The 24865-nt window shown below is 67.3% G+C and carries 23 protein-coding genes; 16 read left to right on the forward strand and 7 right to left on the reverse strand.

The features are described 5' to 3' along the window. Positions 1-43 precede the first annotated feature (43 nt). On the forward strand, positions 44-2023 hold the full coding sequence (locus tag KB879_RS02330; RefSeq protein ID WP_013955477.1) for a monovalent cation:proton antiporter-2 (CPA2) family protein: 1980 nt from the start codon (positions 44-46) through the stop codon (positions 2021-2023). Positions 2024-2041: 18 nt separating this feature from the next. Here KB879_RS02330 and KB879_RS02335 read toward each other — a convergent pair whose 3' ends face one another. Together KB879_RS02335 and KB879_RS02340 are read right to left on the reverse strand one after the other, a co-directional pair. Further along, a complete protein-coding gene (locus KB879_RS02335; RefSeq protein ID WP_035822648.1) occupies positions 2042-2416 on the reverse strand; it encodes a ribbon-helix-helix domain-containing protein in 375 nt (124 codons plus the stop codon). A gap of 102 nt (positions 2417-2518) precedes the next feature. Further along, positions 2519-3097, reverse strand: coding sequence for a DJ-1/PfpI family protein (locus KB879_RS02340; RefSeq protein WP_013955478.1), 579 nt, complete (start codon positions 3095-3097; stop codon positions 2519-2521). Positions 3098-3315: 218 nt separating this feature from the next. Here KB879_RS02340 and KB879_RS02345 point away from each other — a divergent pair, with 218 nt between their 5' ends. The 3 genes from KB879_RS02345 to KB879_RS02355 all read left to right on the forward strand — a co-directional run bounded on the left by KB879_RS02345 (position 3316) and on the right by KB879_RS02355 (position 6412). After that, positions 3316-3888, forward strand: coding sequence for an adenine phosphoribosyltransferase (locus KB879_RS02345; protein ID WP_013955479.1), 573 nt, complete (start codon positions 3316-3318; stop codon positions 3886-3888). Positions 3889-3931: 43 nt separating this feature from the next. Next, positions 3932-4543 (forward strand): LysE family translocator, encoded by a 612-nt coding sequence (locus tag KB879_RS02350; protein WP_013955480.1) that lies wholly within the window; start codon positions 3932-3934, stop codon positions 4541-4543. A 189-nt stretch (positions 4544-4732) separates the two neighbouring features. After that, entirely contained in the window at positions 4733-6412 is a 1680-nt protein-coding gene (locus tag KB879_RS02355; protein WP_013955481.1) for a Na/Pi cotransporter family protein, read from the forward strand. A gap of 9 nt (positions 6413-6421) precedes the next feature. On the opposite strand, the gene KB879_RS02360 is transcribed toward KB879_RS02355, so the two are convergent. Both KB879_RS02360 and uvrA read right to left on the reverse strand, forming a co-directional pair. Then, positions 6422-6907 carry an adenosine-specific kinase gene (locus KB879_RS02360; protein ID WP_211980675.1) on the reverse strand — a complete coding sequence of 162 codons (486 nt, stop codon included), beginning with the start codon at positions 6905-6907 and terminating at the stop codon, positions 6422-6424. Positions 6908-7017: 110 nt separating this feature from the next. Further along, positions 7018-9882, reverse strand: coding sequence for an excinuclease ABC subunit UvrA (gene uvrA, locus KB879_RS02365; protein ID WP_153953207.1), 2865 nt, complete (start codon positions 9880-9882; stop codon positions 7018-7020). 366 nt (positions 9883-10248) lie between these two features. On the opposite strand from uvrA, the gene KB879_RS02370 reads away from it, so the two are divergent. The 5 genes from KB879_RS02370 to KB879_RS02390 all read left to right on the forward strand — a co-directional run bounded on the left by KB879_RS02370 (position 10249) and on the right by KB879_RS02390 (position 15410). After that, entirely contained in the window at positions 10249-11499 is a 1251-nt protein-coding gene (locus KB879_RS02370; protein WP_013955484.1) for an MFS transporter, read from the forward strand. Between the two features lie 183 nt (positions 11500-11682). Beyond that, positions 11683-12231 carry a single-stranded DNA-binding protein gene (locus KB879_RS02375; RefSeq protein ID WP_013955485.1) on the forward strand — a complete coding sequence of 183 codons (549 nt, stop codon included), beginning with the start codon at positions 11683-11685 and terminating at the stop codon, positions 12229-12231. 201 nt (positions 12232-12432) lie between these two features. Then, complete coding sequence (locus KB879_RS02380) at positions 12433-13476, forward strand: porin (RefSeq protein WP_228772307.1); 1044 nt, start codon at positions 12433-12435, stop codon at positions 13474-13476. 15 nt (positions 13477-13491) lie between these two features. Next, the gene (locus KB879_RS02385) at positions 13492-14478 is read left to right on the forward strand and encodes a tripartite tricarboxylate transporter substrate binding protein (protein ID WP_013955491.1); all 987 of its coding nucleotides are present in this window, start codon (positions 13492-13494) and stop codon (positions 14476-14478) included. Then, the gene (locus KB879_RS02390; protein WP_211980677.1) at positions 14475-15410 is read left to right on the forward strand and encodes a BMP family ABC transporter substrate-binding protein; all 936 of its coding nucleotides are present in this window, start codon (positions 14475-14477) and stop codon (positions 15408-15410) included. The genes KB879_RS02385 and KB879_RS02390 overlap by 4 nt, the downstream gene beginning before the upstream one ends. Before the next feature lie 7 nt (positions 15411-15417). Here KB879_RS02390 and KB879_RS02395 read toward each other — a convergent pair whose 3' ends face one another. Next, positions 15418-16590, reverse strand: a complete 1173-nt coding sequence (locus KB879_RS02395) for a GGDEF domain-containing protein (RefSeq protein WP_211980678.1) — start codon at positions 16588-16590, stop codon at positions 15418-15420. Between the two features lie 399 nt (positions 16591-16989). Here KB879_RS02395 and KB879_RS02400 point away from each other — a divergent pair, with 399 nt between their 5' ends. After that, positions 16990-17334 (forward strand): RcnB family protein, encoded by a 345-nt coding sequence (locus tag KB879_RS02400; RefSeq protein ID WP_211980679.1) that lies wholly within the window; start codon positions 16990-16992, stop codon positions 17332-17334. Positions 17335-17419: 85 nt separating this feature from the next. Here KB879_RS02400 and KB879_RS02405 read toward each other — a convergent pair whose 3' ends face one another. Continuing rightward, on the reverse strand, positions 17420-17713 hold the full coding sequence (locus KB879_RS02405) for a hypothetical protein (RefSeq protein WP_211982104.1): 294 nt from the start codon (positions 17711-17713) through the stop codon (positions 17420-17422). Positions 17714-18208: 495 nt separating this feature from the next. Here KB879_RS02405 and KB879_RS02410 point away from each other — a divergent pair, with 495 nt between their 5' ends. The 5 genes from KB879_RS02410 (at position 18209) to KB879_RS02430 (ending at position 23126) form a co-directional block, all read left to right on the forward strand. Further along, entirely contained in the window at positions 18209-19246 is a 1038-nt protein-coding gene (locus KB879_RS02410) for a collagen-like protein (protein ID WP_249221244.1), read from the forward strand. Positions 19247-19427: 181 nt separating this feature from the next. Further along, positions 19428-19928, forward strand: coding sequence for a two pore domain potassium channel family protein (locus KB879_RS02415; protein WP_153953212.1), 501 nt, complete (start codon positions 19428-19430; stop codon positions 19926-19928). A 76-nt stretch (positions 19929-20004) separates the two neighbouring features. Continuing rightward, complete coding sequence (locus KB879_RS02420) at positions 20005-21477, forward strand: HdeD family acid-resistance protein (RefSeq protein WP_211980681.1); 1473 nt, start codon at positions 20005-20007, stop codon at positions 21475-21477. Between the two features lie 47 nt (positions 21478-21524). Next, entirely contained in the window at positions 21525-21875 is a 351-nt protein-coding gene (locus KB879_RS02425; RefSeq protein WP_013955499.1) for a hypothetical protein, read from the forward strand. Between the two features lie 312 nt (positions 21876-22187). Then, positions 22188-23126, forward strand: a complete 939-nt coding sequence (locus KB879_RS02430) for a glutamate/aspartate ABC transporter substrate-binding protein (protein WP_211980682.1) — start codon at positions 22188-22190, stop codon at positions 23124-23126. A 15-nt stretch (positions 23127-23141) separates the two neighbouring features. Here the strand turns inward: KB879_RS02430 and KB879_RS02435 are convergent, their stop codons facing one another. Beyond that, a complete protein-coding gene (locus KB879_RS02435) occupies positions 23142-24050 on the reverse strand; it encodes a MurR/RpiR family transcriptional regulator (RefSeq protein WP_211980683.1) in 909 nt (302 codons plus the stop codon). 291 nt (positions 24051-24341) lie between these two features. Here KB879_RS02435 and KB879_RS02440 point away from each other — a divergent pair, with 291 nt between their 5' ends. Further along, the gene (locus KB879_RS02440) at positions 24342-24863 is read left to right on the forward strand and encodes a type IV pilin protein (protein ID WP_211980684.1); all 522 of its coding nucleotides are present in this window, start codon (positions 24342-24344) and stop codon (positions 24861-24863) included. Positions 24864-24865 lie beyond the last annotated feature (2 nt).

The following is a 24865-nucleotide window of genomic DNA, read 5'->3' on the forward strand; positions in this document are numbered from 1 at the left end:
TGCCGGGTCGGACGCGCGCCTGGCCGGTCACCCAGACCGCCTGATGCATTCTCCGCTGGAACTGACCCTGGTGCTGCTGGCCGCCGCCGTCTTCGGCGTGGTCGCATTCCGCATGCTGCAGCTGCCGCCGATGCTGGGCTACCTGGCCGTTGGCATCCTGATCGGCCCGCATGCGCTGGGGCTGGCCAGCGACACCGCGCAGACCAAGTACCTGGCCGAATTCGGCGTGGTCTTCCTGATGTTCTCGATCGGGCTGGAGTTCAACCTGACCAAGCTGCGCTCGATGAAGCGGCTGGTGTTCGGCCTGGGCGGCTCGCAGGTGGTGCTGTCGATGCTGGCGGTGGTGCCGGCCAGCTGGGCTTTCAACTGGCTGTTCCCGCTGTCCTGGCAGGCGTCGGTGGCGCTGGGCGGGGCGCTGGCGATGTCTTCCACCGCGATCGTCTCCAAGATGCTGTCCGAGCGCATGGAGCTGGAAAGCGAGCACGGCCGCAATATCATCAGCATCCTGCTGTTCCAGGATCTGGCGGTGGTGCCGCTGCTGATCGTGATCCCGGCGCTGTCGCGCGATCCGGGCGACCTGATGGTGGCGCTGGGCCTGGCCACGGTCAAGATCGTGGTGGCCCTGGGCGCCATCTTCTTCCTCGGCCAGCGCCTGATGAGCCGCTGGTTCCACGTGGTGGCGGCGCGCCGTTCGCAGGAACTGTTCATGCTGAACCTGCTGCTGGTGACGCTGGGCATGGCGGCGCTGACCGAGCGGCTGGGCCTGTCGATGGCGCTGGGCGCCTTCATGGCGGGCATGCTGATCTCCGAGACGCCCTACCGCCACCAGGTGGAAGAGGACATCAAGCCGTTCCGCGACGTGCTGCTGGGGCTGTTCTTCGTCACCATCGGCATGCTGCTCAATATCCGCGTAGTGCTGGATCACGTATGGCTGGTGCTGGCGCTGCTGGTGGTGCCGGTGCTGTTCAAGCTGGTGCTGATCGCGCTGCTGGCGCGGGTCTTCGGCTCGCGCCAGGGGGTGGCCATCCGCACCGGGCTGGGGCTCGCGCAGGCCGGCGAATTCGGTTTCGTGCTGCTGAACCAGATCGACGGCCTGAACCTGGTCGACCCGGTGCTGATCCAGGTGATCCTGGCGTCGATGCTGCTGTCGATGCTGGCCGCGCCATTCCTGATCCAGTACAGCGACGCCATCGTGCTGCGCTTTACCGCCAACGAATGGCTGATGCAGTCGCTGAACATGACCCGCATCGCCGCGCAGAGCCTGCAGACCGAGAAACACGCCATCATCTGCGGCTTCGGCCGCAGCGGGCAGAACCTGGCGCACATGCTGGAGCGCGAGGGCATCAACTACGTGGCGCTGGACCTGGACCCCGACCGCGTGCGCGAGGCCGCCGCGGCCGGCGATACCGTGGTCTACGGCGACGCCGGCCGGCGCGAGGCGCTGATCGCCGCCGGCATCCACCGCGCCGCCGCCCTGATCGTCACCTATGCCAACACTCCATCGGCGCTTAAGGTGCTGCACCACGTGCAGGAGCTGGCGCCGGCGCTGCCGGTGATCGTGCGCACGGTGGACGATTCAGAGCTCGACACGCTGCAGAAGGCCGGCGCCACCGAAGTGGTGCCCGAGATCATCGAGGGCAGCCTGATGCTGGCCTCGCACGCGCTGGTGCTGCTGGGCGTGCCGATGCGCCGGGTGGTGCGCGGCGTGCAGCAGGCGCGCGACGCGCGCTACAGCCTGCTGCGCGGCTATTTCCACGGCCGCGACGATGATGAGGACATGGTCGAGCGCGATTCGGTGCGGCTGCACTCCGTGTCGCTCGGGCCGCAATCCACGGCGGTGGGGCGGCGCCTTGGCGTGCTGGGGCTGGAGCGCATCGGCGTGGAAGTGACCGCGGTGCGCCGGCGCGGCATCCGCGCCTTCGACCCGGAGCCCGAGACAGTGCTGGAACCGGGCGACATCGTAGTGCTGCGCGGCCCGCCCGAGGCGCTGGAAGCGGCAGAGACGCGCATCCTGAACGGCTGAGCGGGGCCGCCGGATGCGTCAGTGCGGACGCGCCTCGACCCAGGATTCCGGCAGGTTGTCGAGCACGGCGCGTGCGTCCAGCGAGCGGATCGGCACGCTGGTATCGGCCGGGATGCGGCCCTCGCCTTGCAGCATCAGGTAGCGCAGGCAGCACACACGCAGGAAGGACGAGAAATTGCCCGCCACCGCCTCGCTGCCGCGATGTTCGGTCAGTTCATCGTGCAGGCGCGTGATCAGCTGGTTGACGGTCATGTCGTCGCGTCGCGCCAGTTCTTCCAGCACTTCCCAGAACAGGCTCTCGAGCCGGATGCTGGTGGCCACGCCATGCAGGCGCAGCGAGCGCGACTGGCTTTGGTACGACGCCGGATTGGCGCGGATAAAGATTTCACACATGGATGCTCCCGTGCGGGCGGCGCGGCCGGCGGGCATGTGCACGGCTCGCCGCAGGGGGGCGGGCCGTGCCTTCACGCGTGGGGGCGCCGCGTGCGGAAAGCTCTAATGTACGATCCGCGTACCCAGCACGGCAAGGAACTGTGCCAGCCAGGCCGGATGCGCGGGCCAGGCCGGGGCGGTGACGAGGTTGCCGTCGGTATGGGCCTGGTCGACGGGAATATCGGCATAGGTGCCGCCGGCCAGCTTCACCTCGGGCGCGCAGGCTGGGTAGGCTGAGCAGGTCTTGCCTTCCAGCACGCCTGCCGCGGCCAGCAGCTGGGCGCCGTGGCAGACCGCGGCGATCGGCTTGTCCGCCTGGGCGAAGTGGCGCACGATCTCCAGCACGCGCGCGTTCAGACGCAGGTATTCCGGGGCGCGGCCGCCGGGGATGACCAGTGCGTCGTAACTGGCGGGGTCGATCCCGGCAAAGGTCGCGTTGAGGGTGAAGTTGTGGCCGCGTTTCTCGGTGTAGGTCTGGTCGCCCTCGAAGTCATGGATGGCGGTGGCGCAGGCGTCGCCCGCCTGCTTGTCCGGGCAGGCGGCGTGGACGGTGTGGCCGACCATCTGCAGTGCCTGGAACGGCACCATGGTTTCGTAGTCTTCGGCGTAGTCGCCCACCAGCATCAGAATCTTTTTTGCCATCGCGGTCTCCTGTATGGTTACGGGTGTCCGGCGGGTGCCGGACGCGGCAGCCCGGCCCCTTGGCTAGCCAACCGGGCCGGCAGGGCCATTGTGCTGGCCGCCCCGGTGGCGCGGGTGGTAACTGGTTACCGCGCCGGCGGCCACCCCTGCCGCGACCCACTGCGACCCCTTTCTGACTGGTGCGCGCCACGCTGCGCGCCTACCGTCTCCAGACCCCTATGGCAGATTCCATCATCCAGTCCCCCGAGCTCGGCGACGTCACCGGCTACCTGCGCGAGCGCATCCGCACCGTGCCGGACTGGCCCATGCCGGGAGTGATGTTCCGCGACATCACCCCGCTGCTGCAGAATCCCAAGACGCTGCGCGTGCTGATCGATGTCTTTGTGCACCGCTACATGGATGCGCAGCTCGACCTGGTGGCGGGCATCGACGCGCGCGGCTTTATCCTGGGCGCGATCGTCGCGTATGAGCTGAACCTGGGCTTTGTGCCGATCCGCAAGAAGGGCAAACTGCCGTTCCAGACCGTGGCCGAGGAGTACGAGCTGGAATACGGCAGCGCCACCGTCGAGATCCATGCCGACGCCTGCAAGGCCGGCGACCGCGTGCTGCTGGTCGACGACCTGATCGCCACCGGCGGCACCATGATGGCCGGGCGCAAGCTGCTGGAGCGCCTGGGCGCGACGGTGGTGGAGGGCGCCGCCATCGTCGACCTGCCCGAACTGGGCGGCTCGAAGCTGCTGCAGGACGGCGGGCTGCCGCTGTTCACCGTGTGCAAGTTTGAAGGTCACTGAGCCACGCTGACCGGCCCGCAAGATTTCCACGCAAGGAGACCCCATGCCTGACCTGCTGCTGTTCCTGTTGACTTCGATTGCCGTGACTGTGGCCCCGGGGCCCGACAACCTGCAGGTGCTGGCGCGCGGCATGGCGCAGGGCCGGCGCGCGGGGCTGGTGGCGGCACTGGGCTTTTCGGTCGGGTGCCTGTTCCACACCGTGATTGCGGCGGTGGGGCTGGCCGCGGTGCTGCGCTCGTCGCCGCTGGCGTTCCAGCTGATCAAGTACGCGGGCGCGGCCTACCTGATCTGGATCGGCATTCAGGCGCTGCGCGCAAAGGGCGGGCTGGCGCAGGGCGGTGATGTCGATGCGGTGCCGCTGGGGCGCGTGTTCCGCCAGAGCGTGCTCGGCAACATCATGAATCCCAAGGTGACACTGTTCTTCCTGGTGTTCCTGCCGCAGTTCGTGCGCGCCGATGCCACGCACCCGGGGCTGCAGTTCCTGCTGCTGGGCGTGGTCTTCATGCTGCAGACGGCGGTGGTGTTCTCGCTGTTCGGGCTGTGCGCCGGCTGGCTGGGCGCCTGGCTGCGCCGCCGCCCGGCCACCGGCCGCTGGCTGGACCGCGCCGCCGGGGCGATCTTCGTCGGTCTGGGGATCAAGGTCGCGCTGCCCTGAGCGCCGTCGCCTGGCGCGCACCCGGGCGCTCGTTGCGGCATGCTTTGCCGGTGTTGCCCGTTGCCCGCACGCCGCACCCGTGCCGTTGCCGCTGTCGGGTGGCGGGCGCATAATGCCCCATTGACAACTACACGATGACCGGGCCGAGCCTCCAGGGTTTTGTCGGCACTGGACACACAAAGGCGCACAATGGGCGTACTCCTTCACCTGCTATCAGGCGTTGCCCTGCTCGTCTGGGGCACCAACATCGTCAAGGTCGGCATCCTGCGCGTCTACGGTGCGAACCTGCGCCATGTCCTGTCGACCAGCGTCTCCAACCGCTTCACCGCCTTCCTTGCCGGGCTCGGCGTCACGGGCCTGGTCCAGAGCAGCAACGCCACCGCGGTCATCGTCAGCTCCTTCGTCGGCCAGGGCCTGATCGCCGTGGCGCCGGCGCTGGCCATCATGCTCGGCGCCAACGTCGGCACCGCGCTGATGGTGCAGGTGTTCTCGCTGGACCTGTCATGGCTGTCGCCGCTGCTGATCTTCGTTGGCGTGATCTGCCACCTGACCTGGAAGGGCAGCAAGCCCGGCCACGTCGGCCGCGTGCTGATCGGCCTGGGGCTGATCACGCTGGCGCTGGAACTGATCTCCATCGCCACCCGTCCCGTGGTGCAGGCCGCCGGCGTCAAGGTGCTGTTCGCCTCGCTGACCGGCGACTCGGGGCTGGACATGCTGGTCGGTGCCTTCCTGACCATCCTGTGCTATTCCAGCCTGGCCGTGGTGCTGTTCTGCGGCGCGCTGGCGTCGGCCGGCGTGGTGTCGATCCACGTGGCGCTGGCGCTGGTGCTGGGGGCCAACCTGGGTTCGGGCATCTCGGCGCTGCTGACCACCTCGGGCAACAACCAGCCGGGCAAGCGCGTGACGCTGGGCAACCTGCTGTCGCGCCTGCTGGGCTGCCTGGTGGCGCTGCCGCTGCTGGGCCAGGCCGAAGAGCTGCTGGCGCTGCTGGACCATGACCCGCAACGGCTGATCGTTAATTTCCACCTGCTGTTCAACGTCGCGCTGGCGGTGCTGCTGCTGGGCGCCACCGCGCCGCTGGCGCGCCTGTGCGAGAAGGTGCTGCCCGGGCGCAACACCGGCGACAGCCAGGTCACGCCGCGCCACCTCGATACGGCCGCGCTGACCACGCCCACGCTCGCGCTGGCCAACGCCGCGCGCGAAGTGCTGCGCATCGGCGACCGCGTCGAGCAGATGCTGGACAACATGCTGCGCGTGCTGCGCACCAACGACGCCAAGCTGGCCGACGCCACCTGCCGCATCGACAATGAGGTGGACGACCTCTACACCGCGATCAAGCTCTACCTGACCCGCATCAGCCTGGAAGCGCTGGACGAGCGCGACGGCCAGCGCTGGACCGAGATCATCTCGCTCACCATCAACCTGGAACACGCGGGCGACATCATCGAGCGCATCCTGCTCGATACCAAGGACAAGAAGATCGCCCACAACCTGATGTTCTCCGAGGCGGGCATGCAGGAGATCGCAGAGATGCACGCACGCCTGGTCGCCAACCTACGGCTGGGCCTGTCGGTGTTCCTCAACGGCGACCTCAAGAGCGCGCAGGCGCTGATGGCCGAGAAAGCGAACTTCCGCGAGCTGGAGCGCAAGTACGCGCGCACCCACCTGCAGCGCGTGGCGGTGCAGACCGCCGAGAGCATCGAGACCAGCTCATTGCACCTGGATGTGATCAGCGAACTGAAGCGCCTGAATTCGCTGTTCTGTGCGACGGCTTATCCGGTGCTGGAGCAGGCTGGGGTGCTCAACCGCAGCCGGATGAAGGAAGACGACCTGCCGACGGTGTCGACCGTGCAGGCAGCGCAGCATTGAGCGGCGACGCTAGAGCTTGTAGCCGAACTTCCGCAGCAGCGCCTTGCGCTCGGCCACATCGGCATCGGTCTCGATCCCCAGCGGCGAGGCGCCATCGATCACGCCCACCACGCCACGCCCGGCATCGGTCTGGGCGATGATCACCTGGGTCGGGTTGGCCGTTGCGCAGAAGATGCGGCACACCTCCGGTACCGCCCGCACCGCGGCCAGCACGTTCACTGGAAAGAAGCCGTCGCCGAGGAAGATCAGGAAGGTATGCCCGGCGCCGATGGCGCGGGCGTTTTCGCAGGCCAGGTCGATCAGGTCTTCATCTGTGCCCGACCAGCGCACCAGGCGCTTGCCCGAGGCCTCGCAGAACGCCAGCCCGAAGAGGATGCCCGGCACGGTGCCGGCCAGCGCCTCGTGCAGGTCTTCCACGGTCTTGATGAAATGCGACTGGCCGAAGATGAAGTTGGTGGCTTCCGGCTTGGTGACCGACACGACCGACAGTTCCATGACAGGCTCCCGAATGGCCGCAGGGCTTGCCGCCATCGGGTTCATGGTAGGGCGCGGGGTGGTGAATGCAAGCGGCGCGGCGCCACCGGCCCGCATGCGCCTGCACACCCCTATGCGCGCTTTAGCAGCGGCGCCAGGTACTTGCCGGTAAAGCTGGCCTTGCTCCTGGCCACATCCTCCGGCGTGCCGCGCGCGATCACCTGCCCGCCGCCGGCGCCGCCTTCCGGCCCCATGTCGATCAGCCAGTCCGCGGTCTTGATGACGTCCAGGTTGTGCTCGATGATGACCACGGTATTGCCCTGGTCGCGCAGCTTGTGGATGACCTTGAGCAGCAGTTCGATGTCATGGAAGTGCAGCCCGGTGGTGGGCTCGTCCAGGATATAGAGCGTGCGCCCGGTATCGCGCTTGGACAGTTCCAGCGACAGCTTGACGCGCTGCGCCTCGCCGCCCGACAGCGTGGTCGCCGACTGCCCCAGCCGGATATAGCCCAGGCCCACGTCCAGCAGCGTCTGCAGCTTGCGCCGCACCACCGGCACGGCGCTGAAGAACTCATGCGCCTGTTCGACGGTCAGGTCCAGTACCTCGGAGATGTTCTTGCCCTTGTACAGCACCTCCAGCGTCTCGCGGTTGTAGCGCTTGCCGTGGCAGACATCGCAGGGCACATAGACGTCCGGCAGGAAGTGCATCTCGACCTTGAGCACGCCGTCGCCCTGGCAGGACTCGCAGCGCCCGCCCTTGACGTTGAACGAGAAGCGGCCCGGATCGTAGCCGCGCTCCTTGGCCGACGGCACGCCGGCGAACAGTTCGCGGATGGGCGTGAACAGGCCGGTGTAGGTGGCCGGGTTGGAGCGCGGCGTGCGGCCGATCGGGCTCTGGTCGACGTTGATGACCTTGTCGAAATGCTCCAGCCCCTCGATGCGGTCATGCGGCGCCGGCTCCGGTGTTGAGCCGTACAGGTGGCGCGCCACCGCGTGGTAGAGCGTGTCGTTGATCAGCGTCGACTTGCCCGAGCCGGACACGCCGGTGATGCAGGTCAGCAAGCCCACCGGCACCTCGGCGGTGACGTTGCGCAGGTTGTTGCCGCTGGCGTTGACAATGCGCAGCAGGCGCTCATCGTCGGGCGCGGCGCGTTCCTTCGGCACCTCGATGCGGCGCTGGCCGGACAGGTATTGCCCGGTCAGCGATGCCGGCGACTCCTCGATCTGCCGCGGCGTGCCCTCGGCCACGATCATGCCGCCGTGCACGCCGGCGCCCGGGCCGATGTCGACTACGTAGTCGCAGGCGCGGATCATGTCCTCGTCATGCTCGACCACCAGCACCGAGTTGCCGATGTCGCGCAGGTGCTTGAGCGTGCCGATCAGGCGGTCGTTGTCGCGCTGGTGCAGGCCGATCGAGGGTTCGTCCAGCACATACATCACGCCGGTCAGTCCCGAGCCGATCTGCGAAGCCAGCCGGATGCGCTGGGCCTCGCCGCCCGACAGCGTATCGGCGCTGCGCTCCAATGACAGGTAGTCCAGCCCGACGTTGTTCAGGAAGTTCAGCCGCGCCGAGATCTCCTTGATGATCTTGTCGCCGATCTCGCGCTTGGCGCCGTGCATGTCCAGCGTCAGGAAGTATGTCAGCGCGTCGCGCAGCGGCCAGCCGTTGATCTCGAAGATCGCGCGCGCCTGCTCGCCCTCGCCCAGCTTGACGTGGCGCGCCTCGGTGCGCAGGCGGGTGCCGTGGCAGGCGGGGCAGGGCTGGTTGTTCTGGTACTTGGCCAGTTCCTCGCGCACGGCGACCGAATCGGTTTCGCGGTAGCGGCGCTCCAGGTTGGGGATGATCCCTTCGAACACATGCTCGCGCACGGTGGTGCGGCCGCGTTCGTTGATATAGGTGAACGGGATCTCCTGCTCGCCCGAGCCGTGCAGCACCGACTGCTGCACGTTTTCCGGCAGCTCCTCGAACGGCGTCTCGGTGTCGAAGTCGTAGTACGCGGCCAGGCCTTGCAGCATCTGGAAGTAGAACTGGTTGCGGCGGTCCCAGCCCTTGATCGCGCCCGAGGCCAGCGACAGGTTGGGGAAGGCCACCACGCGCTTTGGGTCGAAGAAGGTGATCTGGCCCAGCCCGTCGCAGCTCGGGCAGGCGCCCATCGGGTTGTTGAACGAGAACAGCCGCGGCTCCAGCTCCTGCAGCGAATACGAGCAGATCGGGCAGGCAAACTTGGAGCTGAACATATGCTCCTTGCCGCTGTCGAGTTCCAGCGCAAGCGCGCGCCCATCGGCCAGGCGCAACGCGGTCTCGAACGACTCGGCCAGGCGCTGCTTGATGTCGGCGCGCACCTTGACGCGGTCCACCACCACTTCAATGGTGTGCTTCTCGGTCTTTTTCAGTTTCGGCAGCGCATCGACCTCATAGACCTTGGCCTCGGCCTCGTGCGCGGCGCCGCCGCCCGAGCGGATGCGAAAGCGCACGAAGCCCTGCGCCTGCATGCTGTCGAACAGGTCCGAGTGCTCGCCCTTGCGGTCGGCCACCACCGGCGCCAGGATCATCAGCTTGGTGTCTTCCGGCAGTGCCAGCGCGGCGTCCACCATCTGCGATACGCTCTGCGCCTGCAGCGGCAGGTTGTGGTCGGGGCAGTAGGGCGTGCCGGCGCGCGCATACAGCAGGCGCAGGTAGTCGTGGATCTCGGTGACGGTGCCGACCGTGGAGCGCGGGTTGTGGCTGGTGGCTTTCTGCTCGATCGAGATCGCGGGCGACAGCCCCTCGATCAGGTCCACGTCCGGCTTTTCCATCAGCTGCAGGAACTGGCGGGCATAGGCGGACAGCGACTCCACGTAGCGGCGCTGGCCTTCGGCATAGAGCGTGTCGAAGGCGAGCGAGGACTTGCCCGAGCCCGACAGGCCGGTGATCACGATCAGCCGGTTGCGCGGCAGGTCGAGATTGATGTTCTTCAGGTTGTGGGTACGCGCCCCACGGATCTTGATTTCTTCCATATGCCGAAAAGTCGTCGCCAGACAGGCCGCCCTGCCGGGGTTGGCAAGGCTGTCTGAAGGAATCGCAAAACCCAGAAACAAGTACCGTATTTGGCACTTCCGACCGCTGGCGACGGCCGGAATGCGCGCCCGGGCACACGCCCGGGGGCCAGCTGGCATGGCCAGGTGACCCGGGAAGCGCGAAGGAGCAAACCTGTTAATATACCCAACTTCGGTTTCCGGGGTTGCCCGCGCCATGCAGGCGCCCGGCGAAGCCGCCGCCGGCCCCGGGTTCCGGGCGGCAACTTCCCCCCGCGATCCCGATCGAAACTGCCGTTGCGATGCACCGGCAGCCAGCCTGACAGATTCCACGATCCCACGATCGCAATGCCGTCGATCCAGTCTTCCTCCCCGGGTGCGGGTGCCGCTGACGCATCCCAGGCCCCCGCCCGCGAACGCATGACCCGCGCCGAGCTGCGCGCCGCCGTGTCGCTGGCCAGCATCTTCGCGCTGCGCATGCTTGGCCTGTTCCTGATCCTGCCCGTTTTTGCCGAATTCGCGCACAGCCTGCCCGACGGGCACGACGCCCAGCGCGTGGGCCTGGCCATGGGCATCTATGGCCTGATGCAGGCATTCCTGCACATCCCGCTGGGCTGGCTGTCCGACCGCATCGGGCGCAAGCCGGTGATGGTGGCCGGGCTGCTGCTGTTCATCGCCGGCGGGCTGGTGGCCGCCTTCTCCGACACGCTCAGCGGCATCATCGCCGGCCGCGCGCTGCAGGGGATGGGCGCGATCTCCGCGGCCATCACCGCCTGCATCGCCGACCTGACGCGCGAGCGCCATCGCACCAAGGCGATGGCAATGGTGGGCGGCAGCATCGGCCTGACCTTCGCGCTGTCGCTGGTGATCGCCTCGCCGCTGCTGCACAGCATCGGCATGTCCGGCATCTTCGGGCTGATGTCGGTGCTGGGGCTGGTGGCCATCGGCGTGACGCTGTTCCTGGTGCCGACCCCGCCGCCGCCGCATCCGGTGCGCCTGCCGTTCCGAAAGGTGCTGCTCAACGCCGACCTGGCGCGCCTGAATGTCGGCGTGCTGGCGCTGCACGCTTCGCAGGTGGCCATGTTCATGGTGGTGCCCGCCATGCTGGCCGATGCCGGCATGCCGCTGGACCAGCACTGGAAGGTCTACTTGCCGGTGGTGCTGGTGTCCTTCGTGCTGATGCTGGGCCCGATGATGGCGGCCGAGCGCTACGGCCGCGTGCGCCCGGTGCTGCTGGGCGCGGTCGCGCTGATGACCGCGGTGCAGCTGCTGTTTGCCGCCGTGCACGGGCTGTGGGCCATCGTCGGCGTCCTGCTGCTCTTCTTCGTCGCGTTCAACGTGCTGGAGGCGATGCAGCCGTCGCTGGTGTCGCGCTACGCCGCGGCCGCGCGCGGCGCGGCCCTGGGCGTCTACAACACCACGCAGGCGCTGGGCCTGTTCCTGGGCGGCGCGGCTGGTGGCTGGCTGCTCAAGCACGAGGGGCGCAGCGCCGTGTTCGTCGGTTGCGCGGTGGTGCTGTTGCTCTGGCTTATAATCGCCTGGAGCATGAAGGCGCCGCCGGCGCGCGGGCAGGAAGCTGCACCGGCAACGCCGGCCTGACCTGCATCACATCGTAAAGAATCCGGCCTGGAAAAGGGCTAGCATGATCGCGCCACCCGACGTCTGGCCGGGGGCGCGATGTTCGTTTACGTCACCGCAGTATCGCGTCACACTACATCCGCTTTACCGTCATCGTATTGCCACGCTTTTCAACACAGCGCGTGGCTTTTGGAGAACATTCACATGGCATCGGTCAACAAAGTCATTCTCGTCGGCAACCTCGGCGCAGACCCGGAAACCCGCTACCTGCCCAGCGGCGACGCCGTGACCAATATCCGCCTGGCGACCACCGATCGCTACAAGGACAAGCAGAGCGGCGAGATGAAGGAGGCCACGGAATGGCACCGCGTCTCGTTCTTCGGCAAGATCGCCGAAATCGCCGGCCAGTACCTGCGCAAGGGATCGTCGGTCTATATCGAAGGCCGCATCCGCACGCGCAAGTGGCAGGACCAGTCGGGCCAGGACAAGTACTCCACTGAAATCGTTGCCGACCAGATGCAGATGCTGGGTTCGCGCCAGGGCGGCGGCGGTGGCGGTGACGAAGGCGGCTACGGTGGCGGCGCAGGCGGCGGTGGCTACAGCCGCGAAGCGTCGGGCGGCGGCTACGGCGGTGGCGCCCGCGGCGGCCAGGGCGGTGCCCAGGGTGGCGGCCAGAGCGGTGGCGCGGCACGCCGTCCGCAGCAGCCGGCCTCGAATGGTTTCGAGGATATGGACGACGATATTCCGTTCTAAAACCTACCTCGCTTCACGCATCACCCCGAAAGCCCGCTACGCGGGCTTTTTTGCGCCCGCATTCTCCGCGCAAACCGCATTTCCTCATGCGCACACATTCGTATGCGGATGTGCGGCCACCCCCTATATTTTGCATTCTTAATTTGTATGCAAAATGGAGGGTGGTGCGTGAAGGTGGGGAACACAAGGCGCAGTCACGCCATGGCGCTCACGGGCGTGCTGGCGGGGGCGATCTGCGGCGTTGCGCAGCAAGCGCTGGCGCAATCAGTATCGACTTCCATATCGGTCTACGGCCTGATCGACACCATGGTCCGATACTCGGACAACAACCGCGGGGACCAGAGCCTGGCTGAACTGAGCGAGGGCTACTTCAGCGGCTCGCGCTGGGGCGTGCGCGGCAATGAGGCGCTGGGTGCGGGATGGTCGGCGCTGTTCAACCTGGAAAGCGGCTTCGACCTGGCTACGGGCACTTCGCTGCAAGGCACTGCGGCGTCGAACTACGGACAGGTCGGCACGCAGGGTACAGGCCGGCTGTTCGGCCGGCAGTCGTACCTGGGGATCGAGCACCTGGCGTGGGGGAAGCTGACGGTCGGCCGCCAGTTCACCACGGCCTATGACGCGACCTTCCGCTTCCAGCCCTATGGCCATCCCAATCTCGATGCGGTGGCCATCCTCAACGGCTATACCGGTCCGCGGCAAGACAACATGGCGAAGTACGCGGGCCAGTGGAACGCATTCTCGGCGACGGCGCACTACACCTTCGGCGAAGTGCCGGGCGATGCGGCGGCCAGCAGCAGCCGGGGGCTGGCGCTGGCCTGGATCACGGCACGGATCGACGTGGGCGCCCTGTTCCAGAGCACCAGTGCCCTGGCGAACGAAGAGAAGCGCACGATCTGGGGCATCGGCGGCAGCAGCCAGCTGGGGCGCGTCAAGCTGGCGCTCGGCTACCTGGACAACCGCTATCACCTGAGCCCGACCCGCAATCATGTGCTGACCGGCGGCGCCACGGTGCAGGCAACGCCCGCGCTGGCGTTGTCGCTGGCGGCCGGCTATGACCGGCAGACCGCCGCCAGCGGCCACCGGCTGATGCTGACCAGCGTGGCTGAGTACAGCTTGTCCAGACGCACTAGCGTCTATGCGGAAGCCGATTTCAACCGCATCAGCGGCAGCTATGCGCTGCCCGCCTTCATGGGCGTGCGTGGCAACAAGTTCGGCGGCGGCGTCGGCCTGCGCCATCGCTTGTAAAGCCGGAGGGCCATCGTGATTTCGAGAAGACAGTTCCTTGCCGCGGCGCTGGCCGCGCCGGCATTGCCGGGGATGCCGGCGCGCGCGGACAGCGGCGCCACGGCATGGCCGCGCCATCCGGTACGGCTGGTGGTGACCTTCCCGCCGGGCGGGTCCAGCGACATCGTGGCGCGGCTGCTGGCACCGGTGCTGCAGGAAAAGCTGGGGCAGCCATTCGTGACCGACAACCGGCCGGGGGCGGGATCGACGATTGGCGCGGCAGCGGTCGCCGCGGCACCCAATGACGGCTACACGCTGCTGATGTCGAACTCGGCGGCGCTGAGCATCTCGCCGTTCCTGCTCAGGCGGCCCGCCTACGACCCGGTACGCAGCTTCACGCACGTGCATTACATCGGCGCGGTGCCGACGGTCTTTGCCGTGCATCCGTCGGTGCCGGCGCGCAACCTCGCGGAGCTGGCGGCGTGGATCCGCGCGCAGCGCGACCCCGTGCCGTTCGGCAGTGGCGGGGCGGCGTCGGTGGCGCATATCGTCGGCGAGCTGTTTGGCCAGCAGGCGGGGTTACGGCTGACGCACGTGCCATACAAGGGCGCGGGTCCGATGCGCGCCGACCTGCTCGGCGGACAGATCCCGTTTGCGGTGGATGCCCTGCCGCAGAACCTGCCATTGCTGCAGTCCGGCGCCTTGCGCCTGCTGGCGGTGACCTCGGCGCAACGCGTGCCGCAGGCGCCCCAGCTGCCCACCGTGGCGCAAGCCGGCTATCCCGGCCTGGTGGCCGAAAATTTCGTCGGCGTCTCCGCGCCGGCCAACCTGCCCGAGGACATCGTGCAACGCTTGCATCAACAACTGCAGGTCATCCTGCAACAACCGGCCCTGCGCGGCCGCCTGGAGGCCCAGGGCTTTGTGCTGGCCGAGCGCCGGCCCGATGAGTTCGCCGCCTACGTACGCCAGCAGGCGCAGGCCTGGGGTCCTGTGGTCGCGGCAACCGGGGCGACGCTGTCATGAGCGCGCGCATCCAGGTAGTGCTGTTCGGACCCGAAGGACGCGGCAGCTTCAACGAAGCCGGGCATGTCGGCGCCATGCGCGCACGCAATGCCGGCCACGACTTGGCGGTGACGTGGATTGCCGATCCGGATCCACAGGCGCGTGCCGCAGCGCTGCTGGCGCTGTGCGAGACCGGTCCGGACCTGATCGTTGCGCATGGCGGACAGGGGGACTATCCCGTTTCGGTTGCCGCGGCTCGCCATCCCGCCCGGCGCTTCGTGGTCACGCAGGGCAGCGTGCTGTGCGCCAACACCGCGAGCTATGCGGTGTTGCAGGAACAGTCCGCCTTCCTTGCGGGCGTGCTGGCGGCGATGGATTCGCGCACCGGCGTGGTTGCCCATTTGTCGGGCGAGAAGGTGTGCCCCGGGCTGAAGGGGCGCGCGGCGTTTCTCCATGGCGTGCGCAGCGTGGTGCCTGGCCTGCCGGCACTCACGACCTTCTGCGGCAACCAGCACGATCCGGCATTGGCCGGCGGCGCGGTTGCCGCGCAGGCCCGCGCCGGCGCCGATATCGTATTTGCGATGATCGACGGTGGCCGCGACGGTGCCATCTCCGCCTGCCGTGCCGCGGGCATCCGCCAGATCGGCAACGTGCTCGACTGGACCAGCAGGCATCCCGATGTCTTCCTGGCTTCCGCGGTGGCCGACAGCGGCCTGTGCGTCGAGCTGGCGATCGGGGATTTCAAGCGGGACCGGATCGCATGGGGAACCATCCACAGCTTCGGGCTGGAAGCGCCGGCGGCCGTTCGGCTCGCCCTGGGCCGCGATGTCAGCACGGCCGCGCGCGCGGCGATCGACCACTGGAGCCAGCGCTTGCTCGATGGCGGCGTGGCCGTGGCGGAGGGCTATGACGGGCCCGAGTTCGCTGTGGGCGATGCGCCTGCGGTTGCATAGCCGAGCATCATGCCAGCACCGGCATGCCGGCCTCCCGTTCCCACTCCACGCAATTCCTGCCCTTGTTCTTGGCCGCATACAGCACGTTGTCCACGCGCATCAGCAGTGCTTCCAGGTCTTCGCCGGGCCGCAGCGTGGCCACGCCAAAGCTGGCGGTCACCGAGTGCATGCCCGGCAGCACGTCCATTTCCGAGCTCTCCAGCGTCTGGCGCAACCGTTCGGCCAGGTGCAAGGCTGCATCGGGCGGGGTATCGGGCAACAGCACGACGAACTCCTCGCCGCCCAGGCGCGCGGCGATATCGCGCCGGCGGACGCCGGCGGCGATGATCCGGCCGATTTGCGCCAGCACCGCGTCGCCGGCGCTGTGGCCGTAGTTGTCGTTGATGAACTTGAAGAAGTCGAGGTCGCAAAGCAGCACACTCAGCGGCTTGCCCTGAGGTGGCGGGATTTCGCGCGCGGCCAGCGCCTCCAGGCTGCGGCGCGTGTGCAGCTGCGTCAGCGGATCGGTGTCGCGTTCATGCCGCAGGCCGTCGATCACGTCCTGCATGGCCGCCGCCAGCAGCGCCAGCGCCAGCGTGAGCAGCAGCAATGCCAGCGTGACCTGCAGCCACAGCCAATAGGCCGAGCGGGTGAAGGCGGCAGCGTCCTGTCCGGTGGCCGGAGCAATGGTCAGTACCGTGCGCGGCAGGAAATGGAGGGCAAACAACAGGAAGACCCAGAACAGCACCCGGTCCGCGGTGCTGCCCGTGCGCAGGCGGGCAAGCGGCGCGATCCCCAGCAGCAGGATCAGCGCGATGCCGATATTCAGGATGTAAATGCGGGCGACCAACTGGGGCTGCACGAAATCAAACCAGGCAAGCGCCGCAAACAGGGCCAGCGGCAGCGACACCAGCGCGCAGGTATCGACGCGCGCGCCGATGCGCGCCAGCATGCCACGCAGCATCAGCACGGCACTGCCCAGGTAGAGCGCACCGGTGACCGTGGCGTTGCCGCCGCCGTTGCGCGGCACCCAGACGATCTGCAGGGCGACGGCAAGCGCGTACAGCAAATAGCAGGCACCGAGCTGCAGCAGATAGTGCCGCGTGCGCTCATGGTTCCAGGCCAGCAGGAAGCAGAGCGAAAGCAGGATGGCAATGGCGGGATTGACCAGGGCCAGGAATTGACCAGCATCGTGCAACACGGAGAGTCCCCTGTTTTTATGGTTCTCTGGCAGGGACGGGTGCCCGCGTGCGAAGCGCCGTGAACAGGGCGTGAGCCAGGGAACATAGCGGGCGGTGCGCGCCCGCAGCGGCGGGGCCGCGGGGCCACGGCCCGCTGACAGACTACGTAGCGGCCGCCCGTAACAAATTGTTTCTGTCAGGACCCATTCTAGTCTTGGGTGACGTTAGCGGCTCCCCCCCAATGGGCGCCAACCCGCAAACAATTGTGAACAATCTGCCAAGCCGAATGCATCATCAGTCATATGAAGCGTCGTCGCCATGGATGGCCGATGCCGCAGTTGTCCGTATTTGTGACTAATCTGGTAGATGCTGTCCGGATCCTCCGGCAGTTCGGTTTTCCCGTACGCAAGGAGATCACGATGAAGACCAAGAAAGCGATGCCGGCGCTGTTGCTGGCGGCAAGCGTGCTGGCGGCGCCGTTTGCGATGGCGCAGGGCGGTGCCAAGTCCAAGCCCAAGCCGATGACGGATCCCATGGCCGCCTCCGCGCCGGCGGCGCAGAACTCGCCCTATATGCAGGTGCAGCAGTGGAAGAAGGGTGACCGGCTGCCCACCGAGTTCAGGGACCGCCAGTATGTGATCGACGACTACAAGCAATACAACCTGCCCGCGCCGCGCAAGGGCACGCGCTGGGTCGGGATTGGCGCGGAATATTACCTGGTGGCGCCCAACGGCGTGGTCCAGCAGGTCGGATCGGGTTCCTGACCCAGCCTGCTGCGGCGACGACCGCGGGAAAAGAAACAAAGCCGCCACGCGGGGCGCGTGGCGGCTCTTTCTTTTGCGATCGGTCTCAGATCCCCAGGATCTTCTTCGCTTCGAGCAACGATTTCATCGCTTCGTCATGCTTGCCGGCCTTGTGATAGGCCTCGCCGTCGGCGCGCAGCTTGGCAACCTTGGCGGAATCCTCTGGCGACAGCGCCGGCCTGGTCGACAGTTTGGCGTCGATGGCCTTCATCTCATTGGGGCAGTTATGGGCGAGCGCCAGGCCGGGGGCGCCGGCCAGCAGCAGTGCCATAAGGACAAGAACATATTTGCGCACGATGGCCTCCACGAAGACGCTGTTGGGATTTCCAGCATAGTCCATCGCCGCGCCGTCCCGCACCTGGCCGGGTGCGGCATGAATCGGCTGGTTTTGCCGGTGATGCGCATATCCCCCCACGAAGGGGTAAATGGCGATTATTCGTTTCGCTTTTGAACAACCCGGAGTCACGCCGTCTCATCCGGAACTCAACCATTTGGGCGAGATATTGCCGGTATTTTCTGGTCGCGCCGACACGCACGGATGCGGTCGCATGATGCTTGAATCCGCCTGCTCTGAATTGGGCCGGGCAGCCTTCGTGTCACCGCCAGGCGCGGCAATCCGGGTATTTTCATAAGCATTATCCCGAGTCACCTGAATTTTAAACGGGCGTTGGCGCTATTGAAGCGGGAGCAGTTTTCCGATGCTCCGGGAACGCGCTTCATTAATGAAACAGCCCGTGCGAATGCACGATTTATCGGAATCGCCGCGATCTCTAGATTGGGCTCACCCGGCACGGATCCGGGCATGCCGTTAATGAGAAACCGGGGGGCTTCCATCGTGCAACACATTGACCTGAGACTTGCGGCGATCCCGCTCGCCTGCCTCGCCATCCTGCTCGCCGGTTGCGGTGGCGGTGGCGGCGATTCCGCGCCGGCCAACGCTGCGCCATCCGCCAGTGTGGCCGGCCCGGCCGGCGCGAACGGCAAGACCATCCTGTCCGGCACCAATGCGCCCACGGCGGACGCTGGCACGGACGGCGACTTCTACCTCAATGCCACGACCTCGACGCTCTACGGGCCCAAGGCTGGCGGGGCCTGGCCTGCCGGCGTGTCGCTGGTCGGCCCGCAGGGCGTAGCCGGCGCGCCCGGCGCCGTGCTGCTGCACGGCGCGGCAGATCCCACCGCTGCCGATGGCGGCGAAGGCAGCTTCTACCTCAATACGACCACCAACACGCTGTTCGGCCCGAAGACGGCGGAAGGCTGGCCGGCCGGGGTCTCCGTGGTCGGCCTGACCGGTCCGGTCGGGCCGGCGGGTCCGGCCGGGTCCGACGGCGCGGCCGGGGCGCAAGGTCCGCAGGGCGAAAAGGGCGAAAAGGGTGATACCGGCGAGACTGGCGCCACCGGCCCCCAGGGCCAGCAAGGAGAGGCAGGCGGGAATGGCGGCGCCGGAGCGACGATCTACACGGCCAACTTCGCTGTGTACAACTCGCCGGATGGCAATGGCACCTATGTCATGACCGGCACCGGGCTGGACCGCCAAAGTATCGATCCGAATTTCGGCGCGGTGATGCCGGTGGGCTGCAGTGGCGGCCTGACCCTGAACGCGAGCCTGGCGGGCACCGTGCCCGATGACGAAGTCAAGTACACCCTGGCGGCATACCGTGTCGCCAGCGGCGCGGCGCTGGAAACGATCGCCCCGCTTGCCATCACCGACGCGTCCGCCTGCTCGCTTGGCGCCACCGTGCGGACTTGCTCGGCGCCGGCCACGACGACGGTGGCGGCTAACGACATTGTCCAGGTGCAGGTCAGTGGCAACCGCAACTTCAAATGGGGCGGCGCGCTGTACGTCAGTCTTTCCTGCAAGAGCAGCAGCTGATCCATGCGGCGGCCACCCGGCCGCCACCAACCCTCTGCCAGGGCTACGAGCACGGCCGCGCGCCAGCCGCACCCCGCTCCCTGGTTTTCCTGAACGCCTTCCAGTGCTATTTTGGAGGGCGCTTTTTTTTCCCGCGCTGTTCCCGATCCTCCCGGACACCGACCAGGCTCTGCCGCTGCGCATGGAAACCTCCGCCGAACACTATTCGCTGGCCCTGCTGTGCGCCGCGGTGCTGACCGTGACCGTGGTCGGCATCCACTACGAGGCGCTGCGGCTGCTGTCGGCGATACATCCCCGGCGCTGGAGCGGGCGCATGAACATCGGCGTGCTGATCGTCTGCATCATCGTGGTCCATTGCCTGGAAGCGCTGGTGTTTGCGCTGGGCTTCTGGTTCGCCGACCACGTGCTGGGCCTGGGCGGGCTGACCGCGATGGGCAGTGCCGGCGTGTCCGGCGTTCACACGCAGCCAGGCGCGCTGGTCTATGCCTATTTTGCGCTGGAGACCTTCACCACGCAGAGCCTGGGCGACATCGTCCCGGTGGGCGCCAGCCGCCTGATCGCCAGCATCGAGCCGCTGGTCGGCCTGATCCTGATCGGCTGGTCCACCTCGTTCACCTATGTGATGATGCGCCGCGACTGGGAGCTTGAGCGCGACGAAGGAGGCGGGCGCCGCGCTCCCTAGCGGAATCACCGCTCATGTGACCCCACCACGGGCCGCGCTCAGCGGCGGCCCGGCAACGGAAGGAGGACGACCTGACATGGCAAGACTGGTGATGATCCTGCTGGGCGTGGACTACCTGCGCACGCGCTGGCGCGGCCTGCTGCGGCTGGGCTGCCTGAGCGTGCTGCTGGGGGTGGCCATGTTTGTCGATGCGCTGGACAACGCCATCTATTTCCCGATGACGCCGTTCGCGGTGGTGTTGCTGCTCGAAGGGCTGGCAACGCTGGTGGTGGCGCGCACCGGCATCGGCGGGCAGCGCACGCTGCGGCAGGTCAAGGGTGTGTCGTTCTGCTTTGCCGCGGTGCTGATCCTGGCCGGCCATCATCACGGCAACTTCGTGCTGTCGATGATTTTCGGCACGCTGTTCCTGGCCGACGGGCTGCTGCAGATCGTCTCGGCCCGCGTGGTACGGTTCCGCACCTGGCGCCTGGCGGTAGCCGTCGGCATGTTCGAGATCGCGCTGGCCATCTTCTTCTACCAGCCGTACCCGACCCACTATGTGGGCACCGTGCCCTATTGCCTGGCCCTGGGGCTGATCTTCGGCGGCTGGAACATGCTGCTGCTGGCCTCACGCCTGCGCCGGCTGGACCACAACCCCGGCATGGACGAAGCCGATGCCAAACCGGCCGCTCCCGCCGCCGCCGCCCCGGCAACCGATACGGCTGGTGCTGCCGATGCACCCGACATGACCCTCTGGGACGGCCCGCCCGAACTCGGCGAGCATGCGCTGACCGTGCATGTCTGGACCCCGGTCGGGTCCGCCCGCGGCGAAGCGCGCCGCCAGCCGCTGGTCGACCGCTATATCGCCGCGGTGGACCGCGACGGCGTGATCTCCACCGGCCATGCCGCGCTGGAATCGCCCGAGGGTATCTATATCAGCCTGTACCCGGCCGAGGAAATCGACCGCTCGCCAGACGAATTCACCCGCATCCTGCGCGCCACCCGCGAAAACGACGTGGGCGGCAAGTTCCAGCCGGATTACCAGACCGAATCGCGCGCCTGGTGCCCGTCGACGGTGCAGGTGCGCATCCGCAACTATGACCCCGAGCGCCTGGGCCGCTTCTGGAGCGCCTACCGCCAGAACACCACCTACAACCTGACCGACCGCAACTGTTCCAGCACCGTCTCGCACGCGCTGGAAGCGGCGCTGGAAGGCGCGTCGGCCCGGGTCTGGCGCCAGGCCCGGGGCTGGCGGCCGCTCTGGCGCCTGCTGACCACGCCGGAATTGTGGGTGGCGGCGCAGATCCGCAAGCGCGCCAAGACCATGGCCTGGACGCCCGGCCTGACGCTGGACTACGCACGCGCGCTCAGCATGCTGGCCGATCCGCAGCCGTCCGGCTGGGCCAGCATGACCCGGATGGCGCTGGGGCAGATGCGGCGCCAGCGCCGGGGCTGGCGCGAGGCCGCGCGCACCCGGGCAGACAAGGAGGGCAGCGGAGCCGTCGCAGGTGGCATCGACGCCGCAAATGCTGAAAATGCCGGTAGTGTCAGGCAGGCCGCGAACGATTAAGCTGGCAGCCTTGCATAAATTCATCGAGCCACAGGAGAGAAGTCATCATGCCGAGCCAGCGAACCCTGATCCGCATTGCCGCCATCGCCGCCCTGGCGATGGCCTGCAGCGCGCATGCGCAGAGGCCGGACGGGGACAGTGCCGCCGCCGCGGCCATCAACGAAGCGGTGCAGCAGGGCACCACGCCCTACCGTCCCGACCCGGCGGCAACGCCGGGCAGCATCCAGTCGGACGAATGCCGCGCCCTGGCCGCGCAGATTGCCGAAGCGCCCAAGCGCGAATACCGCGCCACCCAGCCAGCCATCGAGACCGCCCAGGGCCGCATGATCCCGGAACTGGAGCGTGACCGGCCGAAGAAGTCGCTGCAGCAGGCGTACCGGGAGAAGTGCTCGCAGTAGGCCGCGCGCGGTCGGCCGCAGCCGGCAATACACCGCGGGCGGCACCACAGTCGCCCGCTGCCTTTTCCGCCTTTTCCTTCCCCAGGCCGTTCCGGCCCGTCCTTTCCCAACACAGATCGTTCGTCATGCACCTGCGCGGCGCATGGCTCCCCCATGGCTACGCAACCGCCTGCCGCCGGACGCGTCTGTTTCACCACGCCGGGGAAAAATACATATGTTTCATGGTTATCCATGATGGAACACTTGTTGCTATTTGCCTAGCATTCCGGTGCAAAGGCGCATCGCGTGAACGCTACCCAAGGAGAGCCTGGTATGAAAGCAGCACAAGTCACCTGTCCGCGCAGTTCGCAGCGTCCCCTGGCGGAGCCACTTGCCGCCGCCGTACTGGCGTTATTCGCGGGCACGGTGGGTGCTGCCGACGTGGCGGCCAGCCCGACGCTCAGCAAGGTCAAGTCGTCGGGCACGATCGCCATCGGCCACCGCACCTCGTCGATCCCGTTTTCGTACTACGACGCCAACCAGAAGGTGATCGGCTTCTCGCAGGACATCTGTGATCGCGTCGTCGATGCAGTGAAGCGCGAGACCGGCGTGCCCGGCCTGCAGGTGCGCATGGTGCCGGTGACCTCGCAGAACCGGATCTCGCTGGTGCAGAACGGCACCGTGGACCTGGAGTGCGGCGTCACCACCAACCTGAAGTCGCGCCAGCAGCAGGTGGCGTTCTCGACCACCTTCTTTGTTGCGGGCACGCGCTTGCTGGTGAAGAAGGGCAGTCCGGTGCGCGACTTCGCCGACCTGTCGGGCAAGGCGGTGGTGACCAACGCCGGCACCACCTCCGAGCGCATCCTGCGCCGGCTCAACGACGAGAAGCAGGCCAATATCACCGTCCAGAGCGCCAAGGACTATGGCGAGTCATTCCTGATCCTGCAGTCCGGGCGGGTGGCGGCATTCATGATGGACGACGTGCTGTTGTCCGGCGCGCGCACGCTGGCGCCCAATCCCGCGGAGTGGGCGGTGGTGGGTACGCCGCAGTCATTCGAGGCCTACGCGTTCATGATGCGCAAGGACGACCCTGGCTTCAAGCAGGTGGTCGACGGCGCCATCACGGGGCTGATCCGCAGCGGCGAGATCAACAAGCTCTACGCCAGATGGTTTGCCGCACCGGTGCCGCCCAAGCACGTGAACTTCGAGCTGCCGATGAGCGAACCGCTGAAGAAGGCCTACGCCAACCCCAACGACGAGGCCTTCGATTAAGCGCGGCGGGCCGGCTCAGCCGCGTCCGGCCGCCACATAGGCGCCGGTGCGGTGCAGCTCGCCCTCGGCCTGCTCCAGCGCGCGGATTGCGCCCTTGCCCTTGCGTGCAAGCAGCTGCTCGACCAGGGCCTCGACCATGGCCACGCCGGCGGTGACGGACGGGAAGAACGATGGGCTTTCCACCGAGAACAGCAGCGTGCAGTCTGCCGCCAGCGCGATCGGCGCGACCGTGCTGTCGGTCAGCGCGATCACCTTGCAGCCGCACTCGCGCGCGGCCGCGGCGACCCGGATGCTTTCCTGCGAGTAGGGGGCAAAGCTGACCACCAGCACCGCATCCTTGGGCGCCAGGCCGCGCAGCTCCATCTCCAGCGTGCCGGCATCGGCGCGGATCAGGTGCACGGTGCTGCGGAACAGCCGGTAGACATAGTGGAAGGTGAACGCGATCGGGAAGCACGAGCGGAAACCCGCCACATGCACGCACGCCGCATGCGACAGCAGTTCTGCCGCTTGCTGCAGCGTCTTCTCATTGTTGGCGGCGATCATGTCGAGGTTGTGGTGCTGCGCGTCCAGCATCTCGCCCAGCATGCGGCTGGCGCTGCTTTCACGCACCACCTTGCGCGCGCGGCGCGCGTACGGCTGGCTGCCGCCGCGCAGCGCATCAACGAACAACTCACGCAGCCCCTGCCAGCCCTCGAAGCCGAGATGCTGCGACAGCCGCACCAGGGTGGCAGGCTGCACCCCGGCACTGGCCGCGATCTTGCGCATCGACAGCACCGCCACGTCCTGCGGATGGTCGAGCAGGTAGCGCGCCCCGCCCTGGAACTGCGTGCTGAGGGTGGGGAAGTTGCTGCGCAGCAGCGCCAGCAGGGCGTCCAGGTCCTGCGGCGGCGCTTGCGGCGATGGGGTGGGGCTGTCGGGCGGCATGGGCATTCCGGATTCGGTGTTTGTAACGATTGTTGCACAGGTGCACCCGGGCGCGCATCGGGCCAGTCGAACCAGGGCGGGTCAGGGTTCCCCCTCACTGCCGGATAACGTCTGCCGCATGCCTTGGCTGTATGCCCTGTGCAGATCCCGTAACGCCACTGTCTGTTCGCTACAACGCCGGCCAGCCGGCATCATATTTTCCTTACCCACTTGGCGGATCGTGACTTACACTCCGCGCCATAACCTCCGGAATTCGGTCAACCGGAACATAATTGGTATCGGAGCGCGAGCATGGGACATAGAAGCCCGGCAGTGCGACACGGCGGGAGGGTCAACTCGTCGTTTCGGGTCATTGGGGAAGTTGGGGCAACCGGCAATCCATGCCGGGGCCGGCGCCTGCGCGGCGCCAGGGCAGCGCATGGCTTCACGCTGATCGAAGTGATGATCACGGTGGCGATCATTGCCATTCTTGCCGCCGTCGCCATTCCAAATTACAGCCGTCACGTCGTGCGCTCGCACCGGGCCGCAATCGAGTCCTTCATGCTGGAGGTCTCGGGCGCCCAGGAGCGCTACCTGGTCGACAACCGCGCCTACGCCGCCAATCTGGGCACGCTGGGCATGTCGGTACCGGCCGCGCAGGCAACGCGCTACGACGTCGCCGTGACGCCAAACGCGGCGCCGCCGCCCGGCTACAGCATCGTGGCCACGCCCAAGGGCAGCCAGGTTGCCGGCGACGCCGACTGCGGCTCGCTGACGCTGACCAGTGCCGGCGCGAAATCCGCGTCTGGTTCAGGCACCGACTGCTGGAACTGACC

The organism is Cupriavidus sp. KK10, from assembly GCF_018223725.1.
GTDB lineage: Bacteria > Pseudomonadota > Gammaproteobacteria > Burkholderiales > Burkholderiaceae > Cupriavidus > Cupriavidus necator.

What these genes read in the sequence shown, in the direction of transcription:
- KB879_RS02330 (WP_013955477.1), top strand. Translation starts at nt 44, where the DNA reads ATGCATTCTCCGCTGGAACTGACCCTGGTGCTGCTGGCCGCCGCCGTC.
- KB879_RS02335 (WP_035822648.1), bottom strand. Translation starts at nt 2,416, where the DNA reads ATGTGTGAAATCTTTATCCGCGCCAATCCGGCGTCGTACCAAAGCCAG.
- KB879_RS02340 (WP_013955478.1), bottom strand. Translation starts at nt 3,097, where the DNA reads ATGGCAAAAAAGATTCTGATGCTGGTGGGCGACTACGCCGAAGACTAC.
- KB879_RS02345 (WP_013955479.1), top strand. Translation starts at nt 3,316, where the DNA reads ATGGCAGATTCCATCATCCAGTCCCCCGAGCTCGGCGACGTCACCGGC.
- KB879_RS02350 (WP_013955480.1), top strand. Translation starts at nt 3,932, where the DNA reads ATGCCTGACCTGCTGCTGTTCCTGTTGACTTCGATTGCCGTGACTGTG.
- KB879_RS02355 (WP_013955481.1), top strand. Translation starts at nt 4,733, where the DNA reads ATGGGCGTACTCCTTCACCTGCTATCAGGCGTTGCCCTGCTCGTCTGG.
- KB879_RS02360 (WP_211980675.1), bottom strand. Translation starts at nt 6,907, where the DNA reads ATGGAACTGTCGGTCGTGTCGGTCACCAAGCCGGAAGCCACCAACTTC.
- uvrA (WP_153953207.1), bottom strand. Translation starts at nt 9,882, where the DNA reads ATGGAAGAAATCAAGATCCGTGGGGCGCGTACCCACAACCTGAAGAAC.
- KB879_RS02370 (WP_013955484.1), top strand. Translation starts at nt 10,249, where the DNA reads ATGCCGTCGATCCAGTCTTCCTCCCCGGGTGCGGGTGCCGCTGACGCA.
- KB879_RS02375 (WP_013955485.1), top strand. Translation starts at nt 11,683, where the DNA reads ATGGCATCGGTCAACAAAGTCATTCTCGTCGGCAACCTCGGCGCAGAC.
- KB879_RS02380 (WP_228772307.1), top strand. Translation starts at nt 12,433, where the DNA reads ATGGCGCTCACGGGCGTGCTGGCGGGGGCGATCTGCGGCGTTGCGCAG.
- KB879_RS02390 (WP_211980677.1), top strand. Translation starts at nt 14,475, where the DNA reads ATGAGCGCGCGCATCCAGGTAGTGCTGTTCGGACCCGAAGGACGCGGC.
- KB879_RS02400 (WP_211980679.1), top strand. Translation starts at nt 16,990, where the DNA reads ATGAAGACCAAGAAAGCGATGCCGGCGCTGTTGCTGGCGGCAAGCGTG.
- KB879_RS02405 (WP_211982104.1), bottom strand. Translation starts at nt 17,713, where the DNA reads ATGGACTATGCTGGAAATCCCAACAGCGTCTTCGTGGAGGCCATCGTG.
- KB879_RS02415 (WP_153953212.1), top strand. Translation starts at nt 19,428, where the DNA reads ATGGAAACCTCCGCCGAACACTATTCGCTGGCCCTGCTGTGCGCCGCG.
- KB879_RS02420 (WP_211980681.1), top strand. Translation starts at nt 20,005, where the DNA reads ATGGCAAGACTGGTGATGATCCTGCTGGGCGTGGACTACCTGCGCACG.
- KB879_RS02425 (WP_013955499.1), top strand. Translation starts at nt 21,525, where the DNA reads ATGCCGAGCCAGCGAACCCTGATCCGCATTGCCGCCATCGCCGCCCTG.
- KB879_RS02430 (WP_211980682.1), top strand. Translation starts at nt 22,188, where the DNA reads ATGAAAGCAGCACAAGTCACCTGTCCGCGCAGTTCGCAGCGTCCCCTG.
- KB879_RS02435 (WP_211980683.1), bottom strand. Translation starts at nt 24,050, where the DNA reads ATGCCGCCCGACAGCCCCACCCCATCGCCGCAAGCGCCGCCGCAGGAC.
- KB879_RS02440 (WP_211980684.1), top strand. Translation starts at nt 24,342, where the DNA reads ATGGGACATAGAAGCCCGGCAGTGCGACACGGCGGGAGGGTCAACTCG.